Source organism: Flavobacterium sp. NLM (assembly GCF_002210235.1).
Classification (GTDB): Bacteria; Bacteroidota; Bacteroidia; order Flavobacteriales; family Flavobacteriaceae; genus Flavobacterium; species Flavobacterium panici.
This window is the reverse complement of record NZ_LIAC01000008.1, coordinates 1-11,446: the sequence shown is the minus strand read 5'-3', so window position 1 is coordinate 11,446 and position 11,446 is coordinate 1. Positions and strand designations below refer to the sequence as shown.

Below are 11,446 nucleotides of genomic sequence, written 5' to 3'. Positions count from 1 at the left end.
CTAAAATAGTTAAGACCTACAAGGTTTCGAAAACCTTGCAGGACTAGCAAATCTGACAAGTTTAATTGTCGACTATTTCACTTCATAAATAAAAGATTCAGAAGGTTTTATTTTAACTCTTGCCGAACCTTCACCATTTTTTACAGTAAAATAGGTTTTGTTCTCAGAATATAATTTATCAACAAGCACATACGAACCATCTTTTAAATTCCATTTTGAAATAATATCTGATGGGATTTTTAATTCAAATTCACTTGTTTTTTCTGAAGAGAAATTAGCAACAATTATCAGTTTTTGATTTTCAGACCAGCGAACAAACGAATAAATCAATTCATCATAACCAACATTATTTTGATGGTTTACTGATTGAATTTCCTGAAAGCTTCCCATCAAAGCCGGACTTTTTATAGCAAAATTCAATAATCGTTTGTAAAAATCTCGTAATTGCTTTTCAGAATCAGACAATTGTCCTCCGTCAAATTTTCCTTCATTCATCCATTTTTGATGATTTGGAACTCCGACATAATCGAAAATCGAAGTTCTGGAACGAGTCCCAAAACCTGCATTTTCATTTCCGGCCTCTCCTACTTCCTGTCCAAAATAAAGCATTGTTGGCGAAGTGCTCAAAGTTGTCGAAACTACCATTAAAGGTTTGCCGCGCTCCGGCGTTCCTGCAAATTCAGGACTTGCTAAACGCTGTTCATCATGATTGTCAAGAAAATGAAGCATATGATGCTCAATATCTGCCATTCCTTTTTGAATATCAGATAATCCATCTGGAGAAGATTTTCCGCGAATAACATCTTTCAGTTTATCATACGTTTCTACTTTATCATACAAATAATCCATTTTTCCTAAACGAATATAATTTCTGTATTCATTTGGATTATAAACTTCTGCCAATAAAAAAGCATTCGGATTTTTCATTTTAATTGCAGAGTTCATATAACTCCAAAATTCATACGGAACCATTTCTGCCATATCATAACGGAAACCATCAACACCTTTTGCTGTCCAGTATAAAGCTATTGATTTAAATTTTTTCCACGAATCGGGAACGTCTTTATCCTGCCAAAATGCAAAATGTTCGGCATACGATTTTTGATCAAAACCAGCCGGAAGTTCAGGAAAATCTTTTGTACCATCGGGACGAACACCATAATTTACTTTTACCGTTTCGTACCAGTCGTTTTGATCCGGTTTTACTTTACGCGAACCATTTCCTGTCCATTTTGCCGGATTTTCCTCAAAGACACCATCAACAAGTGCATTTTTTTCTCCGTTTAACGGAATATCTCCATCGGGAATTTCAAAATGCATATTTGGAATATAGTAGAAATTATTGTCACGTTTATATTCGGCAGTTACATCATCATCGGCACCAAAATCTCTTACACCCTCAGGATTATTTTTTCCTTCGTATTTTCTCGCAATATGATTCGGAACTATATCAATAATTAATTTTAATCCCGCTTTGTGAGTTCGTGCAATTAAAGCCTCAAATTCCTGCAATCTGTTTGCGGGATTTACTGCTAAATCAGGATTTACATTATAATAATCTTTCACGGCATATGGTGAACCTGCACGGCCTTTTACCACTTCAGGATCGTCATTTGAGATTCCGTAAGTCGTATAATCACGAACCAAAGCGTGATGCGGAACGCCCGTATACCAAATATAAGTTACCCCTAAATCTTTTATTTCGTGAAGCGCTTTATCTGTAAAATCATTAAACTTTCCAACTCCGTTTTCTTCAATAGTTCCCCACGGTTTATTGGTTTTGTTTTTATTTCCGAATAAACGGGTAAAAACCTGGTAAACAACAATTTTATGATCTTTTGAATTTTCTTCTTTTACTTCACTCATTTTTAAATCTTTTGTTTTACAACCAGAAAACAACATTACCACAGCCATTCCCGCAGCAATAAATTTACTTTTTATCATAGTTTTTTAAATCTAAACGTATCTGTTTTTTTGAATTAGAAATCTAAATCCAATTCCTAAATTTAGTTTATTTTTCATAACTCCGATGAATGCCATTTCAATTTATAATTTTGCAATAACTAAATCGTTAACTACAACGTGAGAGTTCACGGTTTTGTTAATAAATTCAGATGAGGTTCAAAGTGACAAAGGCTCAAAGGGACAAAGGTTTTAAAATCAGAAAAACTTTGAACCTTTGTTTCTCTGTACCTTTGAACCTTAAAAATAAACATATAAATTAATGCTAATAACAATCTAAGGTTGTATCCTTTTTTATAAATTTGACAAAAATTTAATCACTTGAAGAAATTACTCTTTTTTATATCTTGTCTGCTTTTATTAAGTGTTCAAATCATTTCTGCGCAAGCACCAAAAAAAGCGCAGGGACCAAAAAAAATCAACATAGAACATTCTGATTATTTAGATGTGGATCAGGCTACAGCGCCTGATGCGGTCTTGCTTACCGGAAACGTAAAAGTAAACCATGACGGAGTAGTGCTTACCTGTAATAAAGCGTATTATTTTCAGAAAGAAAATTATTTAAAAGCCTTTGGAAATGTACAATTAGTACAAGGTGATACTTTGTTTTTAAATAGTAAATATGCCGAATATAACGGAAATATGAAAAAAGCTTTTGCAACTGGAGATGCTGTAATGACTTCGCCAGATGCTACTTTGCAAACAGATACTATTAATTTTGACCGAAATACTCAAGAAGTTTTCTACAATACAAAAGGTACTATCGTGAACAAAGACAATACTTTAGTGAGTAAATCAGGAAGGTATTTTGTCGCTGAGAAAAAATTTCAGTTTTTGACAGAAGTTACGATTACGAATCCGAAGTATGTTATAAAATCAAATCATTTGGATTATTACAGTAATTCAGGGCATACTTATTTACTTGGTCCGTCAACAATTACCAGTAAAGCCAATTATATTTATACTGAAAAAGGGTTTTACGACACCAAGAAAAACCTCGCTCATTTTTTACGGAAATCATACATAAAATACGATGACCGACTCATTGAAGGAGATAGTTTATTTTATAATCGAAACACCGAATTTGCATCGGCAACGCGAAATGTAAAAATCACGGATTCTATTAATAAAGGGCTTGTAAAAGGGCATTATGCCGAGATTTACAAACTAAAAGATTCTATGTTTGTTACCAAAAGGGCGGTTGCTATTAATTTAGTTGAAAACGATTCGGTTTACATTCACGGACAAAGATTAATGGTTACCGGAAAAGAAGGTGAACGAATTTTGAGAGCGTTTAAAAATGTTCGTTTTTATAAAACCGACATGAGCGGAAAATGTGATTCGATACATTCAAATTCTAAAACCGCTTTAACAAAACTAATTGGAAGCCCGATTTTATGGAACGGCGACAGTCAGATTACAGGCGATTTAATGCATTTAATTGGCGATAACAATACTAAAAAATTAGATTCATTAAAGGTTATTAATAACACTTTCCTGATCTCCAAGGACACTTTAGGAACGGGATATAATCAGGTCAAGGGACTCAATTTATTTGGAAAGTTTAAAGAAGGAAAACTCCACGATGTTGACGTCGTCAAAAATACCGAAGTCGTCTATTTTATGCGGAATGACGCCAATGAATTAATCGGAATTAATAAAAATGTCAGCAGTAAAATAAACCTGATTCTGGAGAATAATGCCGTAGAAACGATTACGTTTTTTAATCGTGTTGACGGAGATATTTTCCCCGAAGAAGATTTACCTGAAAATGCCCGTAAACTGCGCGGTTTTGTCTGGCGCGGTGACGAAAGAATAAAATCAAAAGACGATATTTTTACTGCCGAAGAAAATGAAATGAACGACAAATTAGTCAAGGAAGGAAAAGATCAGGAAGAAAAAGATAAAAACGTTCCTATGAAAGTCAGGAAAGAGACTTTGAATTACGACAAGAAAAAACCAGCTGTAAAAACAGAGACTAAACCTAAGGTTAAATAGTTTTCAGTTTTCAGTCGCAGTTTTCAGCTTACAGACTTTGTGGTAAAATTATTTGCAGTTTTCAGTCTCAATTTTCAGAAGCCTGAAACTTAAAAACACATTTTAATTTTCAGCCTTAGCTTTGAGATCTTTGCATTAACAATGCAATCTTAATTTTAACCTTACAAACTTTGCGTAAATCTTTGCGATCTTTGCGTTAAAAAAATAGTCTTAGTTTCAATTTTCAGTCGCAGTCACAGTTTTCAGCAACCTGGAAATTTTAAACCTGAAACAAAAATCTAAGAACCTTAGCAACTTAGCATCTTAAAAAAAATGAACCCAGATTTTATAAAATACCAGGCACAAACTTCTCCTTATCCTTTAGGAATGGAAGTTTCGCACGCCATTGGATCATACATATACGATACAAACGATAAAAAATATTTAGATTTTGTTGCCGGAGTTTCGGCTTGTACGCTTGGACATCAGCATCCGAGAGTAAATCAGGCCATAAAAGACCAGTTAGACAAATATTCACACGTAATGGTTTACGGAGAATATTCGCAAAGTCCGGCAGTTCAGTATTGCAAATTAATGGCCTCACTCCTTCCCGAATCCCTAAACAAAACGTATTTAGTAAATTCAGGAACAGAAGCAATCGAAGGCGCTTTAAAACTAGCCAAACGAACAACAGGACGTAGTCAGCTAATTTCTTGCCATAACGCCTATCACGGAAACACAATGGGTTCTATGAGTGTTATGGGATTTGAAGAACGCAAACGAGCTTTTCGCCCGCTGCTTCCAGATGTAGATTTCATTACATTTAATAACGAAGCCGATTTAGAAAAAATAACAACCAGAACCGCTGCCATTCTGTTAGAAACGATACAAGGTGGTGCCGGATTTATTCAGCCCGAAAATAACTTTCTGCAAAAAGTCCGCAAGCGTTGTGATGAAGTTGGAGCGTTAATGATTGTAGATGAAATTCAACCGGGTTTTGGAAGAACCGGAAAACTTTTTGGCTTTCAAACCTACGATGTTATTCCAGATATTGTTGTTATGGGAAAAGGTATGGGAGGCGGAATGCCAGTTGGCGCTTTTACAGCTTCGGCAGAAAGAATGGACCTTTTAACCGAAAATCCTAAACTTGGACATATCACTACATTTGGAGGTCATCCTGTCATTGCGTCAGCTTGTTTGGCTACTTTGCAGGAATTAACTGAGACAAATTTAATGCAGGAAGCCTTAGAAAAGGAAAAACTGTTCAGATCGCTTTTGGTACATCCTTTGATAAAGGAAGTTAGAGGAAAGGGATTAATGCTTGCAGCGATGACAGAAACGGCAGATATAACAAATCAGGTTATTTTAAACTGCCAGGACAAAGGATTAATACTGTTTTGGCTTTTGTTTGAAGGATGTGCAATCCGTATAACGCCGCCGCTTACGATTTCTGAAGAAGAAATAAGAGAAGGATGTTCCATAATTTTAAATGTTATGGATGAAATATTAAAAGCGGGCAATAATTAAATAATCTTTTAAAGATCAGAAGATTATAACTACATTTGGGATGTAAATTCTAAATTCATTGTTAATTAAATTGTTCAAAACAATTAATTTCCCTTCCCCACATCAATTATATGGTTGCCTAAATTTATAACAGGCTAATTTCAAATAAAACAAAGTATGCAATTAAGCAACGAAGAAGAAGATTATAACCTATCCTTATCGAAATTTGAGTCGATGTTAAAAACTAACAAAGTGCTCTTTTTTGATTCTGAAGAATTTGAAGAAATCATTCTTCATTATTTAGATATAGGCAAGGCTAATTTAGCAAAAAAGGCCTTAAAACTTGCATTAGACCAACATCCAAAATCTACAGGCTTAAAATTAGTACAAGTAGAAATGCTGGTTTACGAAGACAAACTTGAAATCGCTGAGAAGCTTTTAAACGAGTTGTATGCAATCGAACCAAACAACGAGGAAATTTATATCCAAAAAGCAAATATTTGTTCTAAAAGAGATCAACACGAAAAAGCAGTAGAATTACTTAAAATTGCCCTGCAATATACTGATGACTACGCCGACGTGTACAACTTGATTGGAATGGAATATCTTTTTATGGATAATCTTGAACTGGCAAAAGAGAGTTTCATCAAATGTCTTGAAGAAGATTTAGAAGATCAATCTGCCTTATATAACGTGGTTTACTGTTTTGAATTTTTAGATCAAAATCAGGAAGCTATTGTTTATCTGAACGACTACATCAACAAAAACCCATATAGTGAAATTGCATGGCATCAGCTTGGAAGACTGCATTATGGCGTAAAAGAATATGAAAGTGCCATTCGTGCTTTTGACTATGCAACCCTAATCGACGATGAGTTTTTAGGTGCATTTATGGAAAAGGCAAAAGCTTACGAGCGTCTTAAAAAGTACAATGAAGCGATTGAAAGCTACAATCGTACTATTGAATTAGACGATGCGACTTCATATGCTTTACTTCGTATTGGTAAATGTTATGAAAAATTAGGAAATGCTGTAAAAGCGCTTCAATATTACAACCAGACTGTTCACGAAGATCCGCTTTTAGATAAAGGCTGGATTGCGATTACAGATTTTCATGTTCGCCAAAAGAATTTTCAAAAAGCATTATTTTTTGTAAATAAAGCATTAGCAATCGACAATCAAAATCGTTTGTATTGGAAACGTTATGCAACGATCAATAAACAAATGAACTTTTTTGAAGAGGCTGAATTTGGATACAGAAAAGCAGTTGAATTTGGAGATTATGCTCTTGATACCTGGTTATATTGGGTTGATATTCTTCAATTTTTAGGAGAATTTGAAAGTGCTATTCAAACCTTGCTTCAGGCTTCAGAATATTTTCCGGAAGAAAACGAAATCGAATATCGTTTGGCAGGATTGTATTTTATGATTCAGGACAATACAAAAGCAAAATTCCATTTAAGTAATGGATTGCGTTTGAACTTTGATAATTATATTCTTATCGAAGATTTATTTCCGGTAGTTTGGACAAAAAAAACAGTTAGAAATTATATCGAAAAACACAGAAAATAATAATGATTGATATTTTAAAAAGGCGTTTTGGCTTATTGGGCCGTAATATTAGTTACTCATTTTCAAAAGGTTATTTTACAGAAAAATTTAATGATGAAATTTTCGTCGGCAACAGCTACGAAAACTTCGACATTGCTGATATTAACCACTTTTCAGGATTATTAAAAAACAATCCGGATTTGAAAGGTTTAAACGTTACGATTCCTTATAAAGAGCAGGTAATTCCTTTTTTAGATAAACTATCAAAAAAAGCAGCTTTAATTGGTGCTGTAAATACTATTAAGTTTACCAAAAACGGAAAGCTAAAAGGTTACAACACCGATTATTATGGCTTTAAAAAATCATTAAAACCTTTATTAGAACCGCATCATAAAAAGGCATTAATCCTTGGTACAGGCGGTGCTTCAAAAGGTGTAGCTTTTGCACTGGATGAACTTGGTATTCTTTATACTTTTGTTTCAAGAGAAGCAAAAGAAAATATCATTGATTACAACTTGATTAATGCTACTACTTTTGACAATTATCAAATTATAATCAATTGCACACCAGTTGGTACAAGTCCTAACATAGAAGCTTGTCCTGATCTTCCTTATGAGTTTTTTACAGAAAAACACATTGCATACGATTTGATTTATAATCCTGCCGAAACTCAATTTCTTAAAAATGCCAAAGAAAGAGGTGCCGTAATTAAAAACGGATATGATATGCTTATATTTCAGGCAGAGAAAGCCTGGAAAATATGGAATAAATAAAAAAACTTGGAATGTAGGAAATTAAAGTAATTTTTGTAAATTAGTCTACTCATTTGTAGATAGTTATGAAAAAATCAATACTTTACTTCTGCATTTTATTTTTTATTTCACTTGCTTCCACAGCACAGGAATCTCAAAACACAAATGAGACTGCAAGTAGTGTGTATACAGAAGCCCGATATCATTATTATCTAAAAACAATTTTACTTTTTAATGAATATTTAGATACTGATTCCGGTTCATTTAATACAACACAGCTCCGATTTTTACATCCTATTGCCAATAAGGCCTGGAATTTAAGAATCGATCTTCCTTTGATTTCTACTAATACTTCTTCTATAAACAAAACCGGAATGGGAGATATTGGTGTCGGAATCAGCTATATTCCATACTTGGAACATAAAAATGGCGGAGTTGCTTTTCGCGCTCGGGTCATATCAAATTCGGCCGTTGATCCTGCTTTGGGATCAGGAAAATGGGTTGTTGCTCCTGCTGTTTTCTATGGAAAATATCTGGTAATGAATAAATTATTATGGATAAGTTCTATAGAAAATCAATCCAGTTTCGCAGGATCAGACAACAGAAGCGACATCAATACAACCTCTTTTGAAAATTACTTTATGTATATTTTTGGAAAAAACTGGTTTGCTGCCGATGCCGCATTTAGATACAATAATACAAATAAGGGTTTTCCAAATAATGCTTTTATAGAATTTGGCCGAAAAATAACGGCAAATGATTTGGCATATATTCATCCGAGCGTTGGTTTTGGAAATCATAAATCTTATAATTGGGGAATTGAAGTTGGAATGCTGATTTTATTTTAATCAGGAATCGACAAAAGTTTCTGTTTAAAATCATTAGTTTAACTTCAATCTTCTAAAAATAATGGGAAATTGAAATTTTTATTTCCTTCAAACAATTTATAAAAATTAACATATCAAAGGTGTAAATGATAGTAAAGAATAAGAATTTCATCGTAAAATACAGCATAAACAAACGATTTATTTTGTAGTTAGAAACACCTTTACTATCTTTCGCTCTGTTTAAAGTAAAAACCTTATACATTTAAAATGTTAGAAGAAAAGAATGATAACCTGCAAGAAGCAGACGGAAAGTTAGGAATCGATATTAGTGATTCTACACAAGATGATACAGTTGAAGCTGCAGAACCTGAAACCGTAACTGAAACTCCTGTTTCAAGCCCTGAAAATGAAGTTGAAGAAACGGCAGAAATTGAAGAAACTGATCATCAAAGTGCATTAGATGCCATAACAAATTCAAATGCCGAAGAAAGTGAAGATGAAACGCTAAAAGAGCGTCATGATATTCCTATGAAGGATTATGACACTTTTTCTTTGGATGCACTGGTAGACGAGCTTAAAAAATTGGTTAATATAGACAAAACAATGTCTGTAAAAGATCATATTGAGGAAATCAAAAAATCATTTTTACTGCAATACAACCATCTTATAGAAGAAAAAAGAGAAGAATTTAATGCTTCAAAAGAAGATCCAAATGAAGAATTTGAATATCATTCTCCTTTAAAATCTAAGTTTGATGAATATTATAATATTTTTAGAGAGAAAAGAAATGCTCACTTTAAACATTTACAAACTAATCTAAAATCTAATTTAGAAAACAGACTTGCCATAGTTGAGGAATTAAAGGAACTTATAAATCCACAGGCCAATATAAAAGACACTCTTAAGCATTTTAATGATTTAAGAGAAAGATGGAAAAATGCCGGAGCAATTCCAAAAGACAAATACAATCACGTTTGGAACAATTACCACTTTCATGTAGAAAATTTTTATGATTATCTGCATTTAGATCGTGAAGCAAGGGATTTAGATTTTAAACATAATCTAGAACAAAAACAAAAAATCATTGCAAGAGTTGAAGAGCTTGTAAATGAAACTGACATTAGCAAAGCATTCCGTGAATTGCAGGATTTACACCGACTTTGGAAAGAAGATATAGGTCCTGTTTCTAAAGAACACCGTGATTCTATCTGGAATAAATTTAGCGAACTGACGAAAAAAATTCACGATAAAAGAGAAGTTTTATTCGAAAGCCAAAGAGCAAACGAACAACAAAATCTTGAAGCTAAAAAAGAAATTATTTCTAAAATCGAGGTTTTAGGAACGGAGAAAGTAAACTCGCATTCGCAATGGCTTATTCAGATTCAAAAAGTAGAAGCTTTAAGAAATGAGTTTTTCGCTGCCGGGAAAGTTCCTTCTGAAGTAAATGAAGAAACATGGGCTTCGTTTAAAACAGCTGTTAGAAATTTCAACGCCTTTAAAAATTCATTTTATAAAGACATCAAGAAAGATCAAAACGATAATTTAAACAAAAAAATGGCTCTTGTAGCTAAAGCCAAAGAATTGCAGGAAAGCACTGATTTTGGTTCTACTACTCCAATCATGAAACAAATTCAGGAAGAATGGAAACAGATTGGCCATGTTCCTAAAAAATATTCAGATAAAATCTGGAAAGAATTTAAAGATGCGTGCAACCATTATTTTGATAAATTAAAAGAACACAAATCAGAAGAAAATGCTGATGAGGTTGCTGCATTTGACAACAAAAAAGCTTATTTGGATATTTTGAGAGCTTACCAGTTAACTGGTGATCACAAAACAGATCTTGATGCTATAAAACAGCATATTGAAATCTGGAAAGGTTACGGAAAAGTTCCTTTTTCAAGACGTCATATTGAAGGGAAATTCAATAAAATTTTAGATGCTCTTTTTGAAAAACTAAGTTTAAGCAAAAAAGAATCTGAAATGATGCGTTTCTCTAATAGAATCGATTCGTTATCAGATAGTAACGACACAAGAAAATTAGACAATGAAAAGATTTTCATTATGCGTAAAATTGAAGAAGTTCAAAATGAAATTTTCCAGTTAGAAAATAACATTCAGTTCTTTACCAATACTAAAAACGCTAAAAAAGAGAATTCAATTGTTACAGAAGTACGTAAGAACATTGCTATTCACAAAGAAAGCCTTGAAGTGTGGAAAGACAAACTGAAACAATTAAGAAACTTAAATCAGCCAGAATAATTATCAGGTTGAGCGAAGTCGAAACCATTTAAATATAAAAGGTGTAATGAAATTCATTGCACCTTTTTTTTGTGTTCATTTTTTGCGTTCATTTTTTAACGCAAAGACCGCAAAGATTTTTTTATTAAGGAATGTTTAAAACATAAGTTCGCAAAGCTGTTGTCAAGACAAAGCTTTGCGAACTTTATACACTGGTGTAAAAACAAAAACTTTGCAAACTTTGCGCAAATCCTTAGCGTTATTTTTTTAACGCAAAGACCGCAAAGATTTTTTTATTAAGGAATGTTTAAAAACATAAGTTCACAAAGCTGTTGTCTAGATAACAGCTTTACGAACTTTGTATACTAGTATAAAAACAAAAAACTTTGCAAACTTTGCGCAAATCCCTAGCGTTATTTTTTCAACGCAAAGACCGCAAAGATTTTTTTATTAAGGAATGTTTAAAAACATAAGTTCGCAAAGCTGTTGTCTAGATAACAGCTTTACGAACTTTGTATACTAGTATAAAAACAAAAACTTTGCAAACTTTGCGCAAATCCTTAGCGTTATTTTTTTAACGCAAAGACCGCAAAGATTTTTTTATTAAGGAATGTTTAAAAACATAAGTTC

General features: G+C 33.0%; 7 protein-coding genes. 6 read left to right on the top strand and 1 reads right to left on the bottom strand.

All coding sequences use genetic code 11. The features are described from left to right. Nucleotides 1-72 precede the first annotated feature (72 nt). Nucleotides 73-1,944: an alpha-amylase family glycosyl hydrolase gene (locus tag APR43_RS11160; RefSeq protein WP_053473551.1), complete on the bottom strand. Its 1,872-nt coding sequence runs from the start codon at nt 1,942-1,944 to the stop codon at nt 73-75. A gap of 339 nt (nt 1,945-2,283) precedes the next feature. Here APR43_RS11160 and APR43_RS11155 point away from each other — a divergent pair, with 339 nt between their 5' ends. The 6 genes from APR43_RS11155 (at nt 2,284) to APR43_RS11130 (ending at nt 10,837) form a co-directional block, all read left to right on the top strand. Beyond that, nucleotides 2,284-3,960: an OstA-like protein gene (locus APR43_RS11155; RefSeq protein ID WP_088636411.1), complete on the top strand. Its 1,677-nt coding sequence runs from the start codon at nt 2,284-2,286 to the stop codon at nt 3,958-3,960. A gap of 312 nt (nt 3,961-4,272) precedes the next feature. Further along, nucleotides 4,273-5,466 (top strand): aspartate aminotransferase family protein, encoded by a 1,194-nt coding sequence (locus APR43_RS11150; RefSeq protein WP_053473552.1) that lies wholly within the window; start codon nt 4,273-4,275, stop codon nt 5,464-5,466. 156 nt (nt 5,467-5,622) lie between these two features. Continuing rightward, a complete protein-coding gene (locus APR43_RS11145; protein WP_053473553.1) occupies nt 5,623-7,017 on the top strand; it encodes a tetratricopeptide repeat protein in 1,395 nt (464 codons plus the stop codon). 2 nt (nt 7,018-7,019) lie between these two features. Continuing rightward, on the top strand, nt 7,020-7,769 hold the full coding sequence (locus APR43_RS11140; RefSeq protein WP_053473554.1) for a shikimate dehydrogenase family protein: 750 nt from the start codon (nt 7,020-7,022) through the stop codon (nt 7,767-7,769). 65 nt (nt 7,770-7,834) lie between these two features. Further along, entirely contained in the window at nt 7,835-8,596 is a 762-nt protein-coding gene (locus tag APR43_RS11135) for a hypothetical protein (RefSeq protein ID WP_053473555.1), read from the top strand. A gap of 246 nt (nt 8,597-8,842) precedes the next feature. Beyond that, entirely contained in the window at nt 8,843-10,837 is a 1,995-nt protein-coding gene (locus APR43_RS11130; RefSeq protein WP_053473556.1) for a DUF349 domain-containing protein, read from the top strand. Nucleotides 10,838-11,446 lie beyond the last annotated feature (609 nt).

What these genes read in the sequence shown, in the direction of transcription:
- APR43_RS11140 (WP_053473554.1), top strand. Translation starts at nt 7,020, where the DNA reads ATGATTGATATTTTAAAAAGGCGTTTTGGCTTATTGGGCCGTAATATT.
- APR43_RS11145 (WP_053473553.1), top strand. Translation starts at nt 5,623, where the DNA reads ATGCAATTAAGCAACGAAGAAGAAGATTATAACCTATCCTTATCGAAA.
- APR43_RS11160 (WP_053473551.1), bottom strand. Translation starts at nt 1,944, where the DNA reads ATGATAAAAAGTAAATTTATTGCTGCGGGAATGGCTGTGGTAATGTTG.
- APR43_RS11130 (WP_053473556.1), top strand. Translation starts at nt 8,843, where the DNA reads ATGTTAGAAGAAAAGAATGATAACCTGCAAGAAGCAGACGGAAAGTTA.
- APR43_RS11135 (WP_053473555.1), top strand. Translation starts at nt 7,835, where the DNA reads ATGAAAAAATCAATACTTTACTTCTGCATTTTATTTTTTATTTCACTT.
- APR43_RS11150 (WP_053473552.1), top strand. Translation starts at nt 4,273, where the DNA reads ATGAACCCAGATTTTATAAAATACCAGGCACAAACTTCTCCTTATCCT.